The organism is Pseudomonas sp. LBUM1679 (assembly GCF_059695565.1).
The window spans coordinates 4,123,168-4,143,541 of the sequence record NZ_CP166774.1; the positions used below are offsets into that span (position 1 = coordinate 4,123,168).

19 protein-coding genes, 1 tRNA gene and 3 pseudogenes are annotated in these 20,374 nt (G+C 61.0%); 8 read left to right on the forward strand and 15 right to left on the reverse strand.

Going from position 1 to position 20,374, the window contains the following annotated elements; translation table 11 throughout:
• The first annotated feature begins 18 nt into the window (after window positions 1-18).
• Window positions 19-459 carry an Lrp/AsnC family transcriptional regulator gene (locus ACA062_RS18635; protein ID WP_497452418.1) on the forward strand — a complete coding sequence of 147 codons (441 nt, stop codon included), beginning with the start codon at window positions 19-21 and terminating at the stop codon, window positions 457-459.
• A 203-nt stretch (window positions 460-662) separates the two neighbouring features.
• Here ACA062_RS18635 and ACA062_RS18640 read toward each other — a convergent pair whose 3' ends face one another.
• Window positions 663-1,334: a Bax inhibitor-1/YccA family protein gene (locus tag ACA062_RS18640; protein WP_064677351.1), complete on the reverse strand. Its 672-nt coding sequence runs from the start codon at window positions 1,332-1,334 to the stop codon at window positions 663-665.
• 123 nt (window positions 1,335-1,457) lie between these two features.
• Between ACA062_RS18640 and ACA062_RS18645 the strand changes: the two genes are divergently transcribed.
• From ACA062_RS18645 to ACA062_RS18655, 3 genes and pseudogenes are all read left to right on the forward strand, one after another.
• Window positions 1,458-1,545 (forward strand) — tRNA-Ser (locus ACA062_RS18645).
• Window positions 1,546-1,921: 376 nt separating this feature from the next.
• Window positions 1,922-2,551 carry a LysE family translocator gene (locus ACA062_RS18650; RefSeq protein ID WP_497452419.1) on the forward strand — a complete coding sequence of 210 codons (630 nt, stop codon included), beginning with the start codon at window positions 1,922-1,924 and terminating at the stop codon, window positions 2,549-2,551.
• 85 nt (window positions 2,552-2,636) lie between these two features.
• Window positions 2,637-2,822, forward strand: a pseudogene (locus tag ACA062_RS18655) (helix-turn-helix domain-containing protein); the annotation flags it as partial.
• On the opposite strand, the gene ACA062_RS18660 reads toward ACA062_RS18655, so the two are convergent.
• Entirely contained in the window at window positions 2,819-3,214 is a 396-nt protein-coding gene (locus ACA062_RS18660; protein WP_497452420.1) for an SDR family NAD(P)-dependent oxidoreductase, read from the reverse strand. The pseudogene ACA062_RS18655 and the gene ACA062_RS18660 overlap by 4 nt on opposite strands.
• A gap of 45 nt (window positions 3,215-3,259) precedes the next feature.
• On the opposite strand from ACA062_RS18660, the pseudogene ACA062_RS18665 reads away from it, so the two are divergent.
• Window positions 3,260-3,439 (forward strand): annotated as a pseudogene (locus tag ACA062_RS18665) (GNAT family N-acetyltransferase); the annotation flags it as partial.
• 14 nt (window positions 3,440-3,453) lie between these two features.
• Here the strand turns inward: ACA062_RS18665 and ACA062_RS18670 are convergent.
• The 13 genes and pseudogenes from ACA062_RS18670 to ACA062_RS18730 all read right to left on the reverse strand — a co-directional run.
• Window positions 3,454-3,627: pseudogene (locus ACA062_RS18670) on the reverse strand (sugar phosphate isomerase/epimerase); the annotation flags it as partial.
• 151 nt (window positions 3,628-3,778) lie between these two features.
• The gene (locus ACA062_RS18675) at window positions 3,779-4,654 is read right to left on the reverse strand and encodes an SDR family oxidoreductase (RefSeq protein ID WP_497452421.1); all 876 of its coding nucleotides are present in this window, start codon (window positions 4,652-4,654) and stop codon (window positions 3,779-3,781) included.
• 163 nt (window positions 4,655-4,817) lie between these two features.
• Complete coding sequence (locus ACA062_RS18680; protein ID WP_497452422.1) at window positions 4,818-5,966, reverse strand: acetyl-CoA C-acetyltransferase; 1,149 nt, start codon at window positions 5,964-5,966, stop codon at window positions 4,818-4,820.
• A gap of 212 nt (window positions 5,967-6,178) precedes the next feature.
• Window positions 6,179-7,234 carry an acyl-CoA dehydrogenase family protein gene (locus ACA062_RS18685; RefSeq protein WP_497452423.1) on the reverse strand — a complete coding sequence of 352 codons (1,056 nt, stop codon included), beginning with the start codon at window positions 7,232-7,234 and terminating at the stop codon, window positions 6,179-6,181.
• 10 nt (window positions 7,235-7,244) lie between these two features.
• Window positions 7,245-8,411 carry an acyl-CoA dehydrogenase family protein gene (locus tag ACA062_RS18690; RefSeq protein ID WP_497452424.1) on the reverse strand — a complete coding sequence of 389 codons (1,167 nt, stop codon included), beginning with the start codon at window positions 8,409-8,411 and terminating at the stop codon, window positions 7,245-7,247.
• Window positions 8,412-8,421: 10 nt separating this feature from the next.
• A complete protein-coding gene (locus ACA062_RS18695; protein ID WP_497452425.1) occupies window positions 8,422-9,177 on the reverse strand; it encodes an enoyl-CoA hydratase family protein in 756 nt (251 codons plus the stop codon).
• Between the two features lie 11 nt (window positions 9,178-9,188).
• Window positions 9,189-10,256 (reverse strand): NAD(P)H-dependent flavin oxidoreductase, encoded by a 1,068-nt coding sequence (locus ACA062_RS18700; protein WP_497452426.1) that lies wholly within the window; start codon window positions 10,254-10,256, stop codon window positions 9,189-9,191.
• Between the two features lie 2 nt (window positions 10,257-10,258).
• Entirely contained in the window at window positions 10,259-11,143 is an 885-nt protein-coding gene (locus ACA062_RS18705; protein ID WP_497452427.1) for an enoyl-CoA hydratase, read from the reverse strand.
• A gap of 25 nt (window positions 11,144-11,168) precedes the next feature.
• Window positions 11,169-11,957 carry a CoA-transferase subunit beta gene (locus tag ACA062_RS18710; RefSeq protein ID WP_497452428.1) on the reverse strand — a complete coding sequence of 263 codons (789 nt, stop codon included), beginning with the start codon at window positions 11,955-11,957 and terminating at the stop codon, window positions 11,169-11,171.
• A 12-nt stretch (window positions 11,958-11,969) separates the two neighbouring features.
• Complete coding sequence (locus tag ACA062_RS18715; protein WP_497452429.1) at window positions 11,970-12,851, reverse strand: CoA transferase subunit A; 882 nt, start codon at window positions 12,849-12,851, stop codon at window positions 11,970-11,972.
• Window positions 12,852-12,862: 11 nt separating this feature from the next.
• Window positions 12,863-13,759 carry a VOC family protein gene (locus tag ACA062_RS18720; protein ID WP_497452430.1) on the reverse strand — a complete coding sequence of 299 codons (897 nt, stop codon included), beginning with the start codon at window positions 13,757-13,759 and terminating at the stop codon, window positions 12,863-12,865.
• Between the two features lie 255 nt (window positions 13,760-14,014).
• On the reverse strand, window positions 14,015-15,136 hold the full coding sequence (locus ACA062_RS18725) for an LLM class flavin-dependent oxidoreductase (protein ID WP_497452431.1): 1,122 nt from the start codon (window positions 15,134-15,136) through the stop codon (window positions 14,015-14,017).
• A 121-nt stretch (window positions 15,137-15,257) separates the two neighbouring features.
• Entirely contained in the window at window positions 15,258-16,442 is a 1,185-nt protein-coding gene (locus tag ACA062_RS18730; protein ID WP_497452432.1) for an acyl-CoA dehydrogenase family protein, read from the reverse strand.
• A gap of 975 nt (window positions 16,443-17,417) precedes the next feature.
• Between ACA062_RS18730 and ACA062_RS18735 the strand changes: the two genes are divergently transcribed.
• The 3 genes from ACA062_RS18735 to ACA062_RS18745 are packed head-to-tail and all read left to right on the forward strand — an operon-like array spanning window position 17,418 to window position 20,365.
• Window positions 17,418-17,933, forward strand: coding sequence for a flavin reductase family protein (locus tag ACA062_RS18735; protein ID WP_497452433.1), 516 nt, complete (start codon window positions 17,418-17,420; stop codon window positions 17,931-17,933).
• A 9-nt stretch (window positions 17,934-17,942) separates the two neighbouring features.
• Window positions 17,943-19,622 (forward strand): FAD-binding protein, encoded by a 1,680-nt coding sequence (locus ACA062_RS18740; RefSeq protein WP_497452434.1) that lies wholly within the window; start codon window positions 17,943-17,945, stop codon window positions 19,620-19,622.
• Window positions 19,610-20,365: a glucose 1-dehydrogenase gene (locus ACA062_RS18745; RefSeq protein ID WP_497452435.1), complete on the forward strand. Its 756-nt coding sequence runs from the start codon at window positions 19,610-19,612 to the stop codon at window positions 20,363-20,365. Before ACA062_RS18740 ends, ACA062_RS18745 begins: the two co-directional genes overlap by 13 nt.
• Window positions 20,366-20,374 lie beyond the last annotated feature (9 nt).

The window sequence follows — 20,374 nt, forward strand, 5'->3', positions numbered from 1 at the left end:
CTAATCGAGGATTTTGCCATGACCGATGACATCGACCAGGTGCTGATCTCGGCCTTGATGGAAGATTCGCGGCGCTCGCTCAAGGCTCTGGCTAATATCAGCGGGCTTTCTTCGCCCAGTGTCGCCGAGCGCCTGCGCCGCCTAGAGGAACGTGGGGTGCTCAAGGGCTACACCGTCGAGATCGATCCCAGATGCTTCGGCTATCAGCTGCAGGCCATCGTCCGCATCCGCCCGTTGCCGGGGCAGTTGCAGGAGGTGGAGCGGCAGATCCAGGCGATCCCCGAGTTCACCGAGTGCGACAAAGTCACTGGGGATGATTGCTTCATTGCCCGGTTGCATGTGCGGTCGATGGAGCAACTGGACACTTTGCTTGACCGGCTTAATACCCATGCTGAAACCAACACTGCGATCGTCAAGAAGACGCCGGTCAAGCGGCGGTTGCCGCCGATGGCGTTGTGAGGGGCGGCGGGATTTTTGATCGACGGCCAATCTGATCCCTGTAGGAGCGAGCTTGCTCCGGGCGGCGTTCCGACGATGGACGACAACGATAACGCGTGCTGTCTGAATAAACGCGTCGCTCTGGAGTCCATCGCGAGCAAGCTCGCTCCAACAGGAGACGTAAAAAAACCCGCCGAAGCGGGTTTTTTACTCAACACCGACGATCAATCATCGCGGCTCATGATGCCGAATATCTGCAACAAGCTGATGAACAGGTTGTAGATCGATACATACAGGCTGATGGTCGCCATGATGTAGTTACGCTCACCACCGTGGATGATGGCGCTGGTCTGGAACAGAATGCAGACCGAGGAGAACAGCACGAAACCTGCGCTGATCGCCAGTTGCAAGCCACTGATCTGGAAGAAGAAGCTGGCAACCACCGCACCCAGCAACACGAAGAAACCCGCAGTGATGAAGCCACTGAGGAAACTCATGTCCTTGCGGGAGATCAGCACATAGGCCGACAGGCCGCCGAACACCAGCGCGGTCATTGCGAAGGCCGAGCTCACGACTTCGGCGCCGCCCTGCATGCCCAGGTAACGGTTGAGGATCGGGCCGAGCAGGAAACCCATGAAACCGGTCAGGGCAAATGCCGACACCAGGCCCCAGGCGGAATCACGGAGTTTGTTGGTCAGGAAGAAAAGGCCGTAGAAACCGATCAGCACCACGAAAATGTTCGGGTAGCCGACACGCATCTGCTGGGCGACATACGCCATCACGCCGCTGAATGCGAGGGTGAGTGCGAGTAAGCCGTAAGTGTTGCGCAGGACGCGGCTAACCTCTAGCTGCTCAGCCTGCACGCTGTTATTAACTGCGTAATCCTGTTCGCGCATGGCGACACTCCTGTTGGTTTGAAACGTTCAGTCGCAAAGATCATAACAGACGCTCTGTAACAAGCTACGAAGAGAGTTTGACAGTGTGTTTCATTCAGGTATTATGGCGCCCGCAACGCAAACGGAGGTGTGGCCGAGTGGTTTAAGGCAACGGTCTTGAAAACCGTCGACTGTAACAGGTCCATGAGTTCGAATCCCATCGCCTCCGCCATCTTTATACGACAAAGCCCTGATTTTTCAGGGCTTTGTCGTTTCTGGCTTTTGGAAAAACCTTCCAGCACACACTTCAGCCCACACCCTGGATGAAGTATTGCTTTTCGACCAGCGGCTAGCTTTTTGAATGCCGCTTCGGAAAGCATGCGGGTCGGCACACGCCAGAGCACCCAGGCCAGATAGAGCGCACTTACCTATTTCACCACGCTGAACAGTTGCTCAGATGCCTGCAGCAAGGACCTAGTCCGCAGCCCATAGCACCATGGCCGATTTCTACACCTATGACACCGTCGCGTCAGTAGCTCAGCGCGTGCAAGGGCTTGCCGATTTTTTCTGCGCTATGCAATATGGCCCCAAACTGGAGGGTTTGCTCAATGGATATTTCGACACTCTTTCTATACATCGTCGCAGTCAGCGCGGTGATGATGGTCCCCGGCCCATCCATATTGCTGGCGCTCAATAACGGTGCTTCGCACGGTATGCGCGTGGCGGCGTTCGGCATGGCAGGCGCGGCGCTCTCGGACCTGATCCTAATCGCAGCCGTCGGATGTGGCCTGGGAGCATTGCTGCAGGCATCTGAGCAACTGTTCAGCTTGGTGAAATGGTTGGGTGCGCTCTATCTTCTTTATCTGGCCTGGGTGCTCTGGCGGGCGCCGATGCAAGCGCTGCAGCACGCGCCTGGTACAACGACGGCCAGTGGTCGCGCCGCCTTCCTGCGAGCCCTTTTGGTCGGACTGTCGAACCCTAAGGGTTTGCTATTCTTTTCGGCGTTCTTGCCACAGTTCATTCGCCCCGGCGAGCCTGTCGCCCAGCAATACCTGGTACTGGCTCTGACCAGCGCGGCGATCGACTGCGTGATGATGGCGATCTACGCATTCGGCGGGCGTCATGCTATGCGCAGCTTTTCCGCCCGTGTGATGACGTGGATCAATCGCAGCTGCGCCGGCATGCTTGCCATGTTGGCTCTGGGCATAAGTCTGTATCGCCGCAGTGATCTGCACTGATCAGGCGCGGATCGCCCTGCTCTTTCACGCACGCGTTTCCGCCCTCTCGCTGAACCGTACGGGCATCTCTCATCTCATGGTGCTGATGGAGTACCTCAGGTGCGGGCGGATGCTACTGGCCGGTGATCCCCTGAAAAACTCCAGCGACTCAGTATCTACCATCGCATTTTCCCTGGGCTATGAATCCGAGAGTGCCTTCAGCACGGCGTTCAAACGGGTCATGTCGCAATCGCCCCGACAGTACCAGCGCGCACAATCGGACCAGGCTTAGTGCAGTCCGCCACCAATTACTAGAATCTCGCCGGTGATCCAGCCGGCATCGCCCGACGCCAGGAAAGCTACAGCTGGCGCGATGTCCTCAGGTTTTCCGATACGGCCCAGCGGCGTAATAGCCTCAATCTGTTGGCGAAAAGCGTCCTCGAAGAAGCCACTCGCATGCACTCCTTCCGTCTCCACCAGTCCTGGATTAACCGAATTGACACGAATATTTTGGGGACCCAACTCGTTCGCCAATGTCTTGGTGATGGCGTCCACCGCACCCTTGGAAGCGGTGTAGAACGTTGAGTTGGCCGGAGTGAACGAAGTGACGCTTGAACTGATATTGACGATGCTGCCACCTTCGGGGTTGAAGACAGAGACGGCTTCTCGGGTGCACTGAATCAAGCCCAGGACGTTGAGGTTGAACTGCCTGTAAAACGTCTGCTCGGTGGAAGCGCTCTGCTGGAGATGATCCAGTCCGTTGCGGCGAGGCGGAAAATCAAACGATTGCGTGTCCCTTCATCTATCACCGCAGAGGGTTTTTACGCTTCGCTCGGCTTCGAAAAAATTCGAGACGAATTTCACGGAGCCGAGCGCACGATAATTATGGAGAAGCGGTTGGGGCTATAGGATATCTCGATAAATCAGTGACCCGTGCGAGGTCCTGCCTGGCAGTCGTTCCAGACTTCGCGCATCAAATCCTTAAGCATCAGCGCCTCGGCCCAGCGATCGGTGATGTCGCCTCCGTCGGCACCCGTGATGGCATAGGGTGGCGGGCCGAGCTCACAGGTGAAGGACAGTCTGGCGGGTGTTTTCGGGAGACCAGCGTGCGCGGCCGGACATCGGCCTGCAGCGTGAGATGGTGGCAGCTGTAGCGGGACGCGACGTCGATACATCGGCGTTGGTCAGCGCATCCACCGCAGGCTGAGTCGACCACGAGCTGAACGGTACCGGCGGTGAGCGGCGCCCTCAGCTGCCGTACACTTTCGCCGCTGGCACTGTCCGGGCCATCAATTGCTCTACCGCCGCCCCCACCTCGCCCACCGCCCAACGCCCTTGCCTGTCCAGTTCCGGGCCCTTACGCCAGCCGTCGGCAATCGACAACTTCCCGCCCTCGATTTCGAACATCTGTCCGTTGACCGCACTGGACGCAGGCGAGCCGAGCCAGACGACTAGCGGCGCAACGTTTTCCGGAGCGAAGTAGTCGAAGCCCGCTGCGGGTTTTTTCATGGTCTCGGCGAACACTTGTTCGGTCATGCCGGTGCGCGCGGCCGGCGCCAGGGCGTTGACGGTAATACCATAGCGACCCAGTTCGGCTGCCTGCACCAGTGTCAACGCCGCAATACCCGCCTTGGCGGCGGCATAGTTGGATTGACCGATAGAGCCCTGTAAACCGGCGCCGGAGCTGGTGTTGATGATCCGTGCGTTCACCGTGGCACCGCCCTTGGCCTGCTCACGCCAGTAGCGCGTGGCGTGATTGGCAATACAGAAATGACCTTTGAGGTGCACAGCCACCACTGCGTCCCAATCGGCTTCGGTGAGGCTGGCGAACATGCGGTCGCGGCAGATGCCTGCGTTATTGACCACCACGTTCAGGCCACCGAAGGTTTCAATCGCCTGGCGCACGATCAGCGCCGCATCGTCGTAGCGAGTGATGTCGTCGCTATTGGCCACGGCACTTCCGCCCTGCCCGAGGATTTCGCCGACCACGGCCAGCGCCGCTTCCCGATTGATATCGTTGACCACTACTTTCGCGCCCTCGGCGGCGAAGGCCAGCGCGTAGGCCCGACCCAATCCACCAGCGGCTCCGGTGATGATCACTACACGGTTTTCACAGGTTTTCATGCTTTACTCCTTCACATTCATCGCTAGTTGACTAACTCCCTGTGGGAGCGAGCCTGCTCGCGAAAGCGGTGGGTCAGTTACCGATTAATGTTGAATCTGATGGCCCCTTCGCGAGCAGGCTCGCTCCCACGGGGATCAGCGTGCATCTTGAAATCAGGTCAGCTTACAAACGTTCGATAATCGTCACGTTGGCCTGGCCGCCGCCTTCGCACATGGTCTGCAAACCGAAGCGGCCACCGCTGCGTTCCAGTTCATGCAGCAGGCTGCACATCAATCGGGTGCCGGTGGCGCCCAACGGATGGCCGAGGGCTATCGCGCCGCCATTGACGTTGGTTTGCTCATGGGGATAGCCCGTCTCCTTGAGCCAGGCCATCGCCACCGAGGCGAAGGCCTCGTTGATTTCCACCCGGTCAATGTCTTCAAGCTTCATCCCGGCGCGCTTGAGTGCGTAAGCGGTGGCCGGGATCGGTGCGGAGAGCATCCAGATCGGGTCTTCTGCGCGCACGCTCAGGTGATGGATGCGCGCACGTGGCGTCAGCCCGTAACGCTTGAGAGCGGTTTCGGAAACGATCAGCATCGCGCTGGCCGCATCGCAGGTCTGGCTGGACACCGCCGCCGTCACCCGATCACAGCCAAACAAGAATTCCAATTCGGCCATTTTCGCCAGACTGGTCTGACGCGGGGTTTCGTCGTGCACCACGCCGGCCAGCGGCACGATCTCGCGGTTGAACCGCCCTTGTTCGATGGCCCGCAACGCTCGCTGATGGGATTCCAGTGAATAGGCTTCCAACTGCGCCCGGGACAGTCCCCACTTCTCGGCAATCATCTGCGCCGAACGGAACTGCGTCGGCGGTTGCGCGCCGTAGCGCCGGACCCAACCCTCGGAGCCGCTGAACGGGTCGCTGAAGCCCAGCGGTTCGGCGGCGATCATTGCCGAGGAAATCGGAATCTGGGTCATGGTTTGCACGCCGCCGGCGACGACCACGTCCTGGGTGCCGCTCATGACTGCCTGCGCGGCAAAGTGCACCGCTTGCTGGGATGAACCGCACTGACGATCGATGGTGGTGCCGGGCACCGATTGCGACAAACCGGCGGCCAGCCAACTGGTGCGAGCAATGTCCCCGGCCAGGGGGCCGATGGTGTCGACACAGCCGAAGATCACGTCGTCGTAATCGTCATCGGGAATGTCGTTGCGCTGGACCAATGCGCGCAGGACGTGAGCGCCAAGATCGGCCGCGTGAATCTGGCTCAAACCACCCTTGCGCCGACCGGTGGGCGTGCGCAGGGCGTCGACAATATAGGCTTCAGGCATGGTGTACCTCGCAGTGAATTGATGTCGGGCGCATTCGCCAATGCCAGTCAGTAAGGATGCCGAAAACCTGTGGGAGCGGGCTTGCTCGCGATGACAATCGCACACTCAACATCTGTATTGCCTGCGTGTCCGCCATCGGAACGCCGCCCGGAGCAAGCTTGCTCCCACCGTATCTTTTCACCTGAACTGACTCGCATTAGTCACAGTCGCCGTCAGAAAGTGTTGCCAACACCCAGTGCTGGATTGCCGTCGAACAAAGACGCGCGGATCCGCCCCTTGTGCCGGCCACGATCCCTCCACACCTTGTCCAGCGCCCAGGCGCGTTTCATGAACAAATGCAGGTCGACTTCCCAGGTGTAACCCATGGCACCGTGAGCCTGAATGGTGTTTTTCGCGGCGAGCATGGCCGCTTCCGCCGTCGCCAGCTTGGCGTGGGACACCAGCACGTCCTGCCCCGGTTGTTGCTCGGCAACCGCATACGCTGCGCGATACAGCGGCCCTTTGGCGAACTCGATCTGCACCGCGACATTGGCCATCAAATGCTTCACAGCCTGGAACGAACCGACCGGTTTGCCGAACTGCTTGCGTTCAAAGGTGTAATCCACCGCGAGATCGACCATGCGTTTGGCCAACCCCAGCAACTGCGCGGCGCAGCCCAAGGAGCCACGATTGAACGCGGCGGCCCACAAGCGCTGACCCTGTTCGCCGGAGGCCACACAGGTAGCGGACGTCGGCGTCCAGTCCACCTGAAACAACTGGCGACTGGGATCGACCGACACATTGCGAGTCAGGCGCACCGCGCCAGGTTCGACCGCATGCACCTCATCGCCATGAGCCAGCAACAGCAAATCGGCAACATGAGCGTCGCTAACCAACGGATTGCCCGGCTCGGCAATCGCCAACCGTGCGCGACCTTCAGCGACGCGCGCCAGCCAGTGGTGTTTGAGTGCGGCGTGGCGCTCATCCAGCGCAGCGAGCATCGGCACGCCGATCAGCATCGTCTCCACCAGCGGCTCGGGCAGACCGGCATAACCACATTCCTGGGCGAGCAGAATGAAGTCGAGTTCGTTCATGCCCATCCCGCCATGCGCCTCGGGCACGGTCAGTGCCGTCAGGCCCAACTCCACCAATTGAGCCCAAAGCTGATCGCTGCGCCCGCTGTCACTGAGCCACAGTTCGCGAATACGCTCCGGAGTGACTTCGTTGATCAGAAAGCTTCTGACGTTGTCCTGAAACAGCAATTGGTCGCGGCTGAAACTAAAGTCCATGGTCTATTCCTCAGGCACGCGGCATGCCGAGCATGCGTTCGGCAATGATGTTGCGCTGGATCTCGTTGGTGCCGGCGTAGATCGGCCCGGCCTGGGCAAACAGGAAACCTTCCAGCCAATGGCCGACGTCGCCGGCAGCGGGCGCGTCGGGCAGCAACTCGCCGCGCAAGCCGAGAATGCTCATGGCGGTGTCGTGCATGCGCTGATCGAGCTCTGACCAGAAGATTTTATTGGTCGAGGACTCCGGCCCGATCTTGCCACCCTGCACCAGTTGCGAGGCGGTCATGTAGGTACTCAGGGTGTAGGCCTCGGCGTCCAGCCAGGCGCGCATGACCGCTTCGCCGATGGCCGGATCGCGGTCGGCCTGCTCGCGGTTAGCCTGATACAGCTGCACCAGCCGCCGCGCGGTTTCCTGAAAACGTGCGGGCGAGCGCAGCAGCAAACCGCGCTCGAAACCGGCGGTGGACATCGCCACATGCCAACCCATCCCCTCGCCGCCCAAGGCATTTTCTACCGGCACCTTGACGTCATCGAAGAAGATTTCGGCGAAGCCCGGCAAGCCATTGAGCTGCGGAATCGGCCGTACGGTGATTCCCGGACTGTCGAGCGGCAGCAGGATAAACGTCAGGCCTTGATGGCGTTGCGAGTGCGGATCGGTGCGGAAAATTCCGAATATCCAATCGGCCCACACGGCGCGGGTCGACCAGGTTTTCTGGCCGTTGATCACGTAGTGATCGCCCACTCGTTCCGCTTTCGAACGAATCGCCGCCATGTCAGAACCGGCGCCCGGCTCGGACCATGCTTGAGCCCAGATATGATCACCGGAGGCCATGCGTGGCAAAAAGCGCGCTTTCTGTGCTTCGCTGCCGTATTCCATCAGCGTCGGGCCGAGCAGGAAGATGCCATTCTGGTTGACCCGCGCAGGCGCGCCAGAGCGGTAATATTCTTCCTCAAAAATCAGCCACTCGATCAAATCGCAGCCGCGCCCGCCGAGTTCGGTCGGCCAGGTGACCATGCCCCAGCGACCGTCGTTAAGCCGGTTTTCCCAGGCACGGTGCTCGGCAAAGCCTTGCTCGGTGTCGAATGATTGCAGCGGTTCACGCGGTACATTGGCCGCCAGCCAGGTCCGCGCCTCGGCGCGAAAGGCCTGCTGGGCCGGGGTGTATGTCAGGTCCATGAGAGTGCCCTTAGCCGTTGAATCGGGCATCGCGTTTCTCGACGAACGAGTCGCGTGCTTCCTGAGAGTCCAGTGAGCGATAGGCTTCAAGCGTGAAGCCCTGCTCCCAGCGATATTTGTCTTCCAGATTGCCGTCTTCGATGCCGCTCAACGCTTCCTTGGCCAGGCTGATCATGGCCGGGCTCTTGGCAGCGATGCTGCGGGCGATCTGCAATGCGGCTTCACGCAAGTCCTCGCGTTTCACCACACGCTCCACCGCCCCCAGGCGCCAGGCCTCGGCGGCGTCGATCATCTCGCCGGTGAAGTACATGTGCCGCACCTTCTGCACCGGGAACAGCCGCTGCAAATGCGCGCCGCCGCCCATCGCACCTCGATCCACCTCGGGCACGCCGAAGGTGGCACATTCGGACGCCACCAGAATGTCGGCGGCGCCACAGAGGCCGATGCCGCCGCCCAGCACAAAACCGTGCACGGCAACGATCACTGGCTTCGGGTTGCGGTGGATGGCCTTGAAGCTGTCGTAGTTGCCTTTGTTCACCGCCACGATCAGGTTGCCGTCGGCGGCCAGTTCCTTGATGTCGACCCCGGCACAGAAGCCGCGGCCTTCGGCGCGAATCACGATCACCCGCACATTGCTGTCGCGACCGAGGCCTTCGATCTCGCTGGCGATATCGGCCCAGCCCTGGCAGTTGAAGGCATTGACCGGTGGCTGGTTGAACACCAGTTCGGCGATGCCGCTATCGATGCTGACGCTAAATGGTTTCATGCCTTTCCCCTTCACGACACACGTCGGCACAGTTCGCCCAGACGCGCTTCGGCGTCGCGGACGATCTGTTCAATCAATTGGGTGCAACTGGGCAAGCTGTCGATGGACGCGGCGATCTGGCCGGCGGGCAACACGCCTTCGGCCGGTAGCCCGTCAACCATGGCTTTCTGGATCACCATCGGCGCGTTGGCGGCCATGATGCTTTGTGCAGCCGTCAGCTCACCGCTGCCGCGCATCCGCAACGCGCTGGTCAGCAGTTGCATCAGGTTCATGCCGCTGTGGCGGCGGTACGCCAGGCCACTCTGGAACGCCAGTAACCAGCGCTTGAGACCGCCGCTGGCTTCCAGCTGGTTGAGCAATTCGTTGCGAATCATCCGTTGCGGCATGCCGTCGATGGCGCGGCTAATGATGATCGCCGCCGGGTCGTTGACCGCCAGATATCGTGCCAAGGTGGCCGACGGCACCGGGCTATCGCTGCACATCAGAAAACGTGTGCCCATGGCGATGCCTTCCGCGCCGTAGGCCAGGGCCGAGACCAGCCCCTTGCCATCCTTGAAACCTCCAGCCGCCACCACCGGCACCGAGACCGCATTGACGACTTGATCGAGCAGCAACGAAGTCGGCACCACACCGGTGTGTCCGCCGCCCTCGCCGCCTTGTACGGTCACCGCGTCGGCACCCATTTCCACGGCTTTTTGTGCGTGCTTGAGCGCACCGACTGTGGGAATACACACCACCCCGGCGTCCTTTAGACGGCTGATCATCTGCTTGCCGGGCGAACGGCTGTAGCTGACGGCCCGGACGTTGTGGCGCAGGACCAACTCGACGATCTCTGCGGCGTTGGCCTGGTACATATGAAAATTGATCCCGAACGGCTGATCAGTCAGCCGCCTGGTTTCGAGGATCGCCGCCTCCATCCGTTGCGGCTCGATGGTGGCTCCGGCGAGAAAACCGAAGCCGCCGGCATTGCCCGTGGCCGCCACCAGTTTCGGGTCGGCGACCCAGCCCATCGCTGTCTGGATGATCGGATAGCGGCAGCCGAGCAGTTCAGTCAAACGGGTATTCAAAGAGACCGCCATGCTCACGCCCCACCCGATGTGCGTTGCGGCTTGCGTTGAGAGCTGGCCATAGCCCTGGCGTCGTAACCGCCGAGTCGGTCGCCGGACACCAGCTCATTGTGGACGTGGGCGAAGTGATGCAGACCGAACACCATGTCCATGGTCGCGCGCTTGCCCATCAGGTCTTCGGCGTTGTTCACCGCTTGCTTGCTCAGTTGCAGCCCGAGGCGCGGCATCTGCGCGATGCGCCCGGCGATGTCGAGGGTTTCCTGTTCCAGCGCGTCACGCGGCACTACCCGATTGAGCATACCCATCTGATAGGCACGCGCCGCCGGCATGCGCTCGCCGAGGAACAGAAACTCCTTGGCAATGCGCGGGTTCAGCTCATGCACATGGGCGAAATACTCGACCCCGGGAATGCCCATCCGCACCACCGGATCAGCGAAGTAGGCGTCCTCGCTGGCGACGATCAAGTCGCAGACCCAGGCCAGCATCAGCCCGCCCGCGATGCACGCGCCCTGGACCATGGCGATGGTCGGCTTGGGCATTTCGCGCCAGCGCCGGCACATCCCCAGATAGACTTCCTGCTCCCGGGCATAAAGAAATTCGCCACCCGGTTTGTTCACATGGTCGTACCACAGGCTCGCGCGATCGAACGTCTGATCGACGTCGCGACCCGGCGTGCCGATGTCATGCCCGGCGGAAAAATGCTTGCCGGCACCCCGCAGCACGATGACTTTCACCTCATCGTCATCACAGGCCCGGCGAAACGCCGCGTCCAGCGCGTAGGTCATCTGCGAGTTCTGCGCGTTGTGGTACTCGGGACGGCTCATGGTGACCAGTGCCACCGTACCGCGCACCTCGTAGAGCACCACTTCGGCCTCGTTCTTGTCGTTATGTTCAGCCATCACTTTTCTCCGAAACGGGTGGCGCTCAGCGTTGGCCTGGCGGGTTGTCTTTGAGCTGGGTGGCGCGCAGGTTGTGCGGGTCCAGGCGCTGGATCAGCTGCAATTGCTCGACCGTCGGGGCTGCCGTTACCGGGCAATCATCGGGGACGTGCAACTCAAATCCGGTGTTGTCCTGGACTTGGGCCACAGTCACGCCGGGGTGCAGCGAGCGAATCCGCATCTGCCGTTGCGGCCCCTCAAAATCCAGTACGCAGAGGTCGGTGATAATCAGGCGGATATCGATCTCGTCCAGCGACCAGCCCCGCGCCAGGCGGGCAGGGTTGTAGCCGACCGAGGCGACCATATCGACCTCGCCCTCGACGAACACCCGACGGTTGTGGCTGGGCACGCAAAAGGAATTGGCGTGGCTGATCGAGTTGCCGGGAAAGCCGCGCACGCCGAGCATCTGCGCCTTGGGTTTGGCGTAGTCGCCTATGCACGAAATGTTGGCCTGGCCGAAACGGTCGATCTGGGTCGGGCCCACCAGCGCATGGCGCTTGCCGCCCCAGACGTTGTCGAAAATTCGCGAGAACCCCATCCAGCTGTCACGCTTGGGTTGATAGCCGTTACGCGAGCCCAAAGGCACCGGTTCAGCGACCATGTAGGCTTCAGAATCGGTCATCAGCAGCTGCGGATTGCTGCTGAGCATGCTCAATGAAGCGGCCAGGCGCGGGATCACGCCGATGCCGCTGGCCAACACTTCGCCGTCCTCGCGCCAGGCTTCGGAGGCCGCGCAGATCATCAGTTCAGCGAGGCTGTAAGTGGTCGTGCTCATCGGATGGCTCCCTTAGAAAATCGGCAACGGCAGTTGGCGGATGGCAGCCAGGCCGCCGACCTTGTCCAGGTACTGTTCGTGACTGCAGCCGACGTAATCCCGGACGTAGTCCTGCCAGCCGTCGGCAACCTGGGCCGAGGCGTTGTAAGCCTTTAAGTGCGCCACGTCGAAACCGTAAAGCGGCGCGCAGGAAGACGGATGCGCGCCGCCCGGCACGTGGGCCACCGCCGTGGTCAGGTTGCGTTCCCAGAACACCAGATGCGCTTGCTCGGCATCGGCGTGGAAAAACTCGCTGTCGACCAGTTCATCGCAGGTCACGTAGCTGTGAGTCGCGGCACGTACGAACAAGTCGTCCATGTAGTGATCGGGACCGCTGATCTGGCACACCCCGCGTACATCGGCACGGTCGACGTGAATCAGCGCCGCATCGAGTTTGAGCGCCGGCATAGCGACCCAGTCCTTGCCATCGGCATAGGGCGAAGCGATCAACTTGATCTGCCTGTTGTGGCGCAGCACATCGGTGCCCAGGCCCACCGCTGTCGGAATAAACGGCACCTTCATCGCGGCTGCCCGCAGACCGAGCAGCAGCATGCCTTCGTCGATTTCCATCACCTGCAGCGCTGCTTCCTGGCGCGCCTTGCGGAAGTACGGTTCCAGTGGAATGAAATCCAGGGAAACGAAGGCGAATATCAGTTTCTTGATCTTGCCGGCCGCGCAGAGCATGCCGACATCGGCACCACCGTAGGCAACCACTGTGAGGTCCTTGAGGTCTGAGCGCAGAATCTCGCGCACCAGGGCCATGGGTTTGCGCCGCGGGCCCCAACCACCGATGCCGATGGTCATACCGTCACGCAGTTGGTCGACCATCTCGGCCGTGGTCATTCGCTTGTCCATCGTCATCTTCCTCATTGGCGACCGACGCTGAAATCGTGGCCCCAGTGGCTGACCACGGTGCTTTCGAACGGTGTGTGGCGGTCCCAGTCGACCACCAGGCCATCGCAGCCGTATTCCAGATCAAACCCGGACGGCGTCTTGATGTAGAACGAGATCATCTGATCGTTGGTGTGCTGACCTAAGGTCGCGGACATCTTCACGCCGTTGGCCTGCACGCGATCCAGCGCCCTGCCCACTTCATCAAATGCGTTGACCTCGACCATCATGTGCACGCAGCCATGGGGCATCGGGCATTCGAAAATTGCCAACGAGTGGTGACGGCCGTTATTGCAGTGCAGAAAATGGATGCGTTTTTGCGGCTCGGCGGGGTCCGGGGTGAAGCGGACTTTCATCAGGTCGGACAGACCGAAGCCGAGCACTTGCTCGTAGAAATCCCGACAACGTTCAAAGCTCGGCGCTGGCAGTACCACGTGGCCCATGCCCAGGTCGTTGGTGACAAAACCCTTGACCCCGACCGGCGAAACGAAGCGTGCGAAGTCCTGCAACGGCCCCCAGAACAGCTCGTGGCGATTGCCATCCGGGTCGCTGAAATGCACCAGCTCCTGGACTTTGCGCACCTCGGCCTCCGCCGCTGTGCCACGAATGACTTGCACATCAGCCTGTTCCAGCGCACTGACAGCCTGCTCGAGTGCCGCTTTGCCCGGCACTTCCCAACCGCAGGCGCCGAAGCCGTTCTCAGTACTTTTCTGCACCAGAATGCGGTAATGGCGTTCGTCCATTTTCAGGTACAGGCGCTCATCGTCATCGTTGCCGGTGACCATCATGCCCAGCACCTGGCTTGCGTACTGACGCCATTGCGCCAGGTCGCTGGATAACAGGGTGACGTAACCCAGACCACGGATATCCATGGATGCATTCCTCGTTTTTGTCAGGCCGAGCCAACCCTCGGCAGCGGCCGGGGGAGACTTTATGTAGGGCTATTCAAACGGGTTTGCGCGGGGGCAACATCGTCCAATGGGACTAGCGGAGATGATGGGGTGAGCGCATAAAAACTGTGGGAGCGAGCCTGCTCGCGAAGAGGGCATGACAGCCAACATCTGAGTTGACTGTCACACCGCCTTCGCGAGCAGGCTCGCCCCCACAGGGAACGATCGTGTCGGGTCTTAACCTTTACGGAAATGCGGGATCACTTTCTCGCCAATATTGCGCAACGTCTCCAGCTGCGCCCACTGCGGCACAGTGCCCATCTGGCAGATGAACAGAATCTCATCAGCGCCGGCGTCGATCAGCCGCTGCACGTAACCGATGCAGTCATCGACCGCGCCGTAAGCGTGGTTGGGGTTCATCATGGCCATGGTCGGGTCGGAGAAATCGACGCTGACTTCTTCCGAGGCGAAGCGCGATTTGATCACGCTCTGGCCGGTGCCATCGACGAAGGTGTCGTCCTTCCACTTCTCCGGGTCCGGACGCTCGCCACCGCCGTACCAGTAGCCCAGCGATTCCATGAAGTAACGCTGGCCACGAATACCGATGCGGCGCGCTTCTTCGTTGTTCTCCAGCACGATCGCCGGGCACAGGGCGGCGATGTGGCGGTTGGGACGGAAGCCGACTTGTTTCTTCTCGTCGCGGTTGTCCCACGCCTCGTGGTAGACCTCGACCTTTTTGGCGATCTCTTCCGGGCCACCAAAGCCCAGCACCAGTGCGCCCATGCCGCGACCGCCGGCGTTTTTTAGCGATTCGGTGTTGGTGCAGGCCAGGTACATCGGCGGGTGCGGATCTTGATAGGGCTTTGGGTGAATCGGTCGTTTCGGGATTTGCACGAAGTCGCCGTTATGTTCGATTTCATCCTGCACGAACATTTTCGGGATCAGGTACATCATCTCGTCGATCTGTGGCTGTAGGGTCGCCAGGTCATAGCCAAAGGTGCCGGCTTCCTGCTGAGTACCGCCTTTGCCGACGCCAAAATGCACCCGTCCCTTGGACAGCAGGTCGAGGGTCGCTATGCGTTCCGCGACTTTCACCGGGTGGTTCATCGCCGGTGGCAGGCAAACCACACCGTGACCGATGCCGATGCGTTCGGTTTTACCGGCAACGAAAGCCAGCATGGTTTCCGGCGCGGACATGTGCGAGTAGTTGCTCAGCGCCGTATGTTCGACGCACCAGAAGGTGTCGAAGCCAAGCTTGTCGGCCAGAACGGCCTGCTCGACAGTGTCTTCGAAAATCCGGCGGTCGCCTTCGCGGCTGGAGTCCACCGTCTGGGCTTCGTAAATCAGTGAAAATTTCATGGTTAATCCTTGTGTTTATTGGATGCGCAGTCGGCGCCTGAGACCTACGCCTTACGCCCATGCTCGGGCATCAAAGCGGCGCTCGAATCACGCAAACGGACTAGCTCATTCATAGAAAAAGTCAGAGGAAAAAGTCGTTACTGTCCTGGCCCATGCTGACGCCGCCGAGGTTCCAGGCGTACTTCGCCGGGCTGTTGGCAACGTGGGCGCGGCCGGTGTGAATGTCGCGGAACGCCCGGTTGATGGCATGGCTGCGGAAGATGGTCGAGGCGCCGCTGTTGAACATCAGGTCGGCGACGGCTTTGGCGCATTTGTCGGCCACCAGCGCCGAGTCGTAACGCATCTTCACCCGCTCCGGCATGCTCAACGGCTCTGCGCTTTGCGCCCGCTGCAGCATCAGGGCGAAGTTGCGCAGCAGCACGGTCTTGCATTCGTCGACACAGACCATGGCATTGGCAAGTGCGGATTGCGCGGCCGGATCCTGAACCATTTTGCGACCGTCGTTGACCCCGACCCGCGCACGGTTGTGTTCCACAAACTGATCGACCGCGCCTTGCAGCGCACCGATGGCCGAAGACGACACCGAGCGCACAAAAATCTGCCCGAAAGGCAGGCGAAACAGCGGCGCGGTGTTGACCGCATTACCTGGACTGTCCTGCATGAAACCGTCGAAGGCCCGATGTGTGCGGTACTCAGGAACAAAGGCGTTTTCCACCAGAATGTCGTGAGAACCGGTGGCTTCCAGGCCCATGACATTCCAGTTATCGAGAATCTGATAGTCACTGCGCGGCAGCAGGAATGTCCGGTAATCCGGCGCCCCACCCGCTTCTTCCGATGGCACCAGCGCACCAAGGAACACCCAGTCGCAATGCTTGCTGCCGGAAGAAAACCCCCAACGCCCGCTCAGCTTGAAACCACCTTCGACCCGCTCGACCTTGCCCACCGGCATATAGGAAGAAGAAATCAGCACACTGGAGTCCGCGCCCCAAACATCCTGCGCGGCACGGTCATCGAACAGTGCGAGTTGCCAGTTATGGATCGCCACCACCCCGAGCACCCAGGCCGAGGACATGCACCCTTCGGCGAGGGTCATCTGCACGTCAAAAAAGTCTTTGGGCTCCAGTTCATAACCTTCCCAACGCGACGGCTGAAGGATGCGAAAGAACCCGGCGTCATGGAAATCCTTCAGGGTCTCTTCAGGCAACTGGCCGGCTTGCGCGGCGTTCTGGGCACGTTCACGCAGGATCGGTACCAGCTCGCGGGCACGTTGGCTCAGACGCTGGCGAATCAGGTCTTGATTGAGCATTTTTATTGTTCTCCTCTGTTCACCCCATCCGCCGGGGCGCGCGTGCAGCGGGGCGGATGCAGCACCGGTAGTGCTCGCCTCCACAACGGCATTCAAACAATGCCTGCGGCGGCGGGCATCCCTCAAACGGACCATGTGGTGTTAGAAGAAAAGCGAAGGGTGAACACGAAGAGCAGCAGATCGCAGCCTGCGGGGGGACTTCGTACAGCCGTGAGAGATTGGTTGGGTGACAGGCCGCCTTCGCAGGCAAGTCGGATCGCCGCACCGCAGCTCCCACAATTGAATGGGTACATCTGTGCGAGATTGGTCGGGTGGCAGGCCGCCTTCGCGAGCAGGCTCGCTCCCACATTCGAATCGTGTACACCTGCAAGAGATTGGTCGACTGGCAGGCCGCCATCGCGAGTAGGCTCGCTCCCACATTCGAATCGTGTACACCTGCAAGAGATTGGTCGACTGGCAGGCCGCCATCGCGAGTAGGCTCCCTCCCACAAAAAGCAGATCGACGTACACCCCTCCGCCCTTCACCACTCATCAGGCCGAGCGTTAGCTCGCCTGCAGCTCTTGATGTTGATCCACCCGCCCCTTCGGGAGGCTGAGTGGAGGTGTGCATCCGGGGAGTGGCGCGCAGCGCCGTTCGACGCAGTCGAGCACGCTGCATGTAGGTCTTCGCGAAGCCAACCTGCGAGCAGTGTCCCCGGATGGATACCGGAACGAAGGAACGCCGAGCCCAGGCGAGGGGCCGGACGCTCGGGGCGAGCCTTTTTTTGCTTACTTTTTTTGGCGTTTGAAAAAAAGTGAGTCGCCGTAAGGGCGAAACCGTAATCCGCCATAACCAAAGGAATGGATATGTACACGATCAACAAAAGCCTGGTCGGCCCAAAGGCCGCCAAGGCCTAGTCCCCTCAGACGATGTAACAGATGAAAGCCAGAGCAAGAATCCACCGCACTCCATGCACAACTCAAAGGGCGAGTGCGATGAACAACGTCAATCTGAAAGCCGACATGCTCCAGGCCATGCGCCGCCTGGCCAAGTCAGTCACCATAATCAGCACCAGCAACGGCTCCGAGCGCTTCGCCATGGCCGCCACGGCAGTCGACTCCCTCAGCACCGAACCACCATCACTACTCATCTGCATCAACAAAACCGCCTCTCCTCATGCCGCACTGGCGACCGGTGCAGACTTCTGCGTCAACATCCTCGGCGTCGAACAACAAGACCTGGCACACCTGTGCAGCGGCGCAATCAAAGGCGAAGCACGATTCGACCGAGGCAACTGGCTAACCAGTGCCGGCGGCATTCCCTACCTGGGAGATGCCCAATCGGCAATCCTCTGCCGCCAGGACGGCCACTTCAGCTACGGCACCCACACCGTCTTCATCGGCCGCATCCTGCAGATCCACACCAGCGCCTCAATCACCCCGCTGGTCTACCTCGACGGCAGCTATACGACCACCGCCAAACCCTCAACCGCCTTCGCTGTCGCCGGCTGAGGCCTGAAAATGGACAGCCTGAACGGGTTGACGGCATTGCGAGTCAGCAGCGCCGACCAGTTGAAATGGGATGACCGCTGCGACTTGTTGGTGGTCGGTTTCGGCGGTGCCGGCGCCTGTGCCGCCATAGAAGCCGCCAGTCGCGGATTGGCGGTGCTGGCACTGGACCGCTTCGAAGGCGGTGGCGCCACCGCGCTCAGTGGCGGCGTGGTATATGCCGGTGGCGGTACGCCGTATCAGCGCCAGGCCGGCTACGACGACAGCAGCGAAGCCATGTTCAACTACCTGCGCAAGGAAGTCGGCGAGGCCGTCAGCAATCAGACCTTGCGGGAGTTCTGCGAAGGGAGTTGCGAGCAACTTGCCTGGCTTGAGCGCCAAGGCGTTGCGTTCGAATCCAGCGTGCCACCGCACAAAACCTCGTACCCGAGCGATCAGTACTACCTCTATTACTCCGGCAACGAAGCCGTTCCGGCGTATGCCGCCATCGCCAAACCGGCACCTCGCGGTCACCGCACCAAAGGCCCGGGCATGTCCGGTGCCAGCCTGTTCGCCCCGCTCAAGGCCAGCGCCTTGCGTCAGGGTGCGCGGCTGCGCAGCCAGTGCGAAGTGCGGCGACTGGTGCTCGACACCCAGGATCAAGTGCTGGGCGTCGAAGCCTGGCACCTGCCGCCCGGCAGCCGTGCCGCCCGTCAGCATGCCCGACTTTCAGGCTGGGCCAGCGCCCTCCATATGTACGCTCCGGCATTGGCCCACCGATTGCGCGCCCGTTTACGCCGCATCGAACAGACCCATGCCGAACGCCAGCTGATACGTGCCGAACACGGTGTGTTACTGAGCAGCGGCGGGTTTATCTTCAATCGCGGTTGGGTCCGCCAGCATGCGCCGCAGTACCTGGCCGGTTTGCCGCTGGGGACGACTGGCTGCAACGGCAGCGGCATCGCCCTCGGCCAAAGCGCCGGTGCCAGCGTGGCGCGGATGGACAAAGTCAGCGCCTGGCGTTTTATCAATCCACCGTTGGCCTGGGCCCGCGGCTTGATCGTCAACGCGCGCGGACAGCGTTATGCCAACGAAGAAATCTACGGGGCGACCCTCGGCCACGCCATGGTCGAAGAGCAGGACGGCCGCGCGATTCTGATTCTCAATCGGGCGCTGGTGCGTGAAGCATTACGCCAGGTCGGTCCTGGCAAAGTCTGGCAATTCCAGCGCCTGCCGGTGCTGCTCAACTTGCTGTTCAACGCCCGACGCAGCAACAACCTGGCGAGTCTGGCAACGCGTTGCGGGTTGCCCGTCGAGGCCCTGCAGCACAGCGTGCAAACCTACAGCCGCGCCGCGCGGGGCGAAATCACCGATGCTTTCGGCAAATCACCCGCCATGCTCGCCGACATGCAACACGGTCCGTGGTACGCCCTCGATCTGTCATTCGCCAGTCGCCTGTTCCCCTGCCCGGTCATCACCCTCGGCGGGTTGAAAGTCTGCGAGCGCAGCGGACAGGTGCTGGACCATGCCAGCGTTCCGATTCGTGGCCTGTATGGCGCCGGCCGCGCGGCGGTCGGGGTCGCTTCCAATCTGTATGTCTCCGGCCTGTCGCTGGCCGACTGCATTTATTCCGGTCGCCGGGCCGCCGCCCACGTGGCCGACCAAGTCGCACTTCAAACCACACGCTCAGGAGAACAACAATGCAACGTGTAGAAGGCAAAGTCTGCATCATCACCGGCGCCGCCAGCGGCATCGGCCGCGAAGACGCCCTGCTGTTGGCCCATGAAGGCGCCAACGTGGTGCTGACCGATCTCAACGAAGAAGCCGGCCGCCAGGTCGCTGCAGAAATCGGCAGCAACGCGCTGTTCATTCGTCACGACATCGCCAGCGAAAGCGACTGGCAACACGTGATCAAAACTACCCTGGAGCATTTCGGGCGTCTCGACGTACTGGTCAACAACGCCGCGATCCTGGCCTTGGGCAGTATCGAAGACACCACGCTGGAGCTGTGGCAGAAGGTGCAGAAGATTAATGGTGACGGTTACTTCCTGGGCTGCAAATACGCGATCCAGGCGATGAAAGAAACCGGCGGTGGCTCGATCATCAATATGTCGTCGGTGGCGGCGCTGGGCGCGATGCCGATGTTCTGTGCCTACTCGGCTTCCAAGGGCGCGGTGGCGGCGATGACTCGCTCCATTGCCTTGCACTGCAAACAACAGGGCTACCGCATTCGTTGCAACAGCGTGCACCCGGACGGCGTCAACACGCCGATGACCCAGGCCCTGACCGGCGGCCAGCCGATCCCTCAGGAAGCCCTCGATCAGGACCCGATGAACCGCATGTGCGCGCCTCGGGACATTGCCAATGTGGTGCTGTTCCTCGCCACGGATGAGTCGCGGTTCGTCAACGGTGCCGAAATTCGCGTGGACAACGCCCAACTGATCAGCGGGCTCTGAGGCCGAGGT

What these genes read in the sequence shown, in the direction of transcription:
- ACA062_RS18635 (WP_497452418.1), top strand. Translation starts at nt 19, where the DNA reads ATGACCGATGACATCGACCAGGTGCTGATCTCGGCCTTGATGGAAGAT.
- ACA062_RS18640 (WP_064677351.1), bottom strand. Translation starts at nt 1,334, where the DNA reads ATGCGCGAACAGGATTACGCAGTTAATAACAGCGTGCAGGCTGAGCAG.
- ACA062_RS18650 (WP_497452419.1), top strand. Translation starts at nt 1,922, where the DNA reads ATGGATATTTCGACACTCTTTCTATACATCGTCGCAGTCAGCGCGGTG.
- ACA062_RS18675 (WP_497452421.1), bottom strand. Translation starts at nt 4,654, where the DNA reads ATGAAAACCTGTGAAAACCGTGTAGTGATCATCACCGGAGCCGCTGGT.
- ACA062_RS18680 (WP_497452422.1), bottom strand. Translation starts at nt 5,966, where the DNA reads ATGCCTGAAGCCTATATTGTCGACGCCCTGCGCACGCCCACCGGTCGG.
- ACA062_RS18685 (WP_497452423.1), bottom strand. Translation starts at nt 7,234, where the DNA reads ATGGACTTTAGTTTCAGCCGCGACCAATTGCTGTTTCAGGACAACGTC.
- ACA062_RS18690 (WP_497452424.1), bottom strand. Translation starts at nt 8,411, where the DNA reads ATGGACCTGACATACACCCCGGCCCAGCAGGCCTTTCGCGCCGAGGCG.
- ACA062_RS18695 (WP_497452425.1), bottom strand. Translation starts at nt 9,177, where the DNA reads ATGAAACCATTTAGCGTCAGCATCGATAGCGGCATCGCCGAACTGGTG.
- ACA062_RS18700 (WP_497452426.1), bottom strand. Translation starts at nt 10,256, where the DNA reads ATGGCGGTCTCTTTGAATACCCGTTTGACTGAACTGCTCGGCTGCCGC.
- ACA062_RS18705 (WP_497452427.1), bottom strand. Translation starts at nt 11,143, where the DNA reads ATGGCTGAACATAACGACAAGAACGAGGCCGAAGTGGTGCTCTACGAG.
- ACA062_RS18710 (WP_497452428.1), bottom strand. Translation starts at nt 11,957, where the DNA reads ATGAGCACGACCACTTACAGCCTCGCTGAACTGATGATCTGCGCGGCC.
- ACA062_RS18715 (WP_497452429.1), bottom strand. Translation starts at nt 12,851, where the DNA reads ATGGACAAGCGAATGACCACGGCCGAGATGGTCGACCAACTGCGTGAC.
- ACA062_RS18720 (WP_497452430.1), bottom strand. Translation starts at nt 13,759, where the DNA reads ATGGATATCCGTGGTCTGGGTTACGTCACCCTGTTATCCAGCGACCTG.
- ACA062_RS18725 (WP_497452431.1), bottom strand. Translation starts at nt 15,136, where the DNA reads ATGAAATTTTCACTGATTTACGAAGCCCAGACGGTGGACTCCAGCCGC.
- ACA062_RS18730 (WP_497452432.1), bottom strand. Translation starts at nt 16,442, where the DNA reads ATGCTCAATCAAGACCTGATTCGCCAGCGTCTGAGCCAACGTGCCCGC.
- ACA062_RS18735 (WP_497452433.1), top strand. Translation starts at nt 17,418, where the DNA reads ATGAACAACGTCAATCTGAAAGCCGACATGCTCCAGGCCATGCGCCGC.
- ACA062_RS18740 (WP_497452434.1), top strand. Translation starts at nt 17,943, where the DNA reads ATGGACAGCCTGAACGGGTTGACGGCATTGCGAGTCAGCAGCGCCGAC.
- ACA062_RS18745 (WP_497452435.1), top strand. Translation starts at nt 19,610, where the DNA reads ATGCAACGTGTAGAAGGCAAAGTCTGCATCATCACCGGCGCCGCCAGC.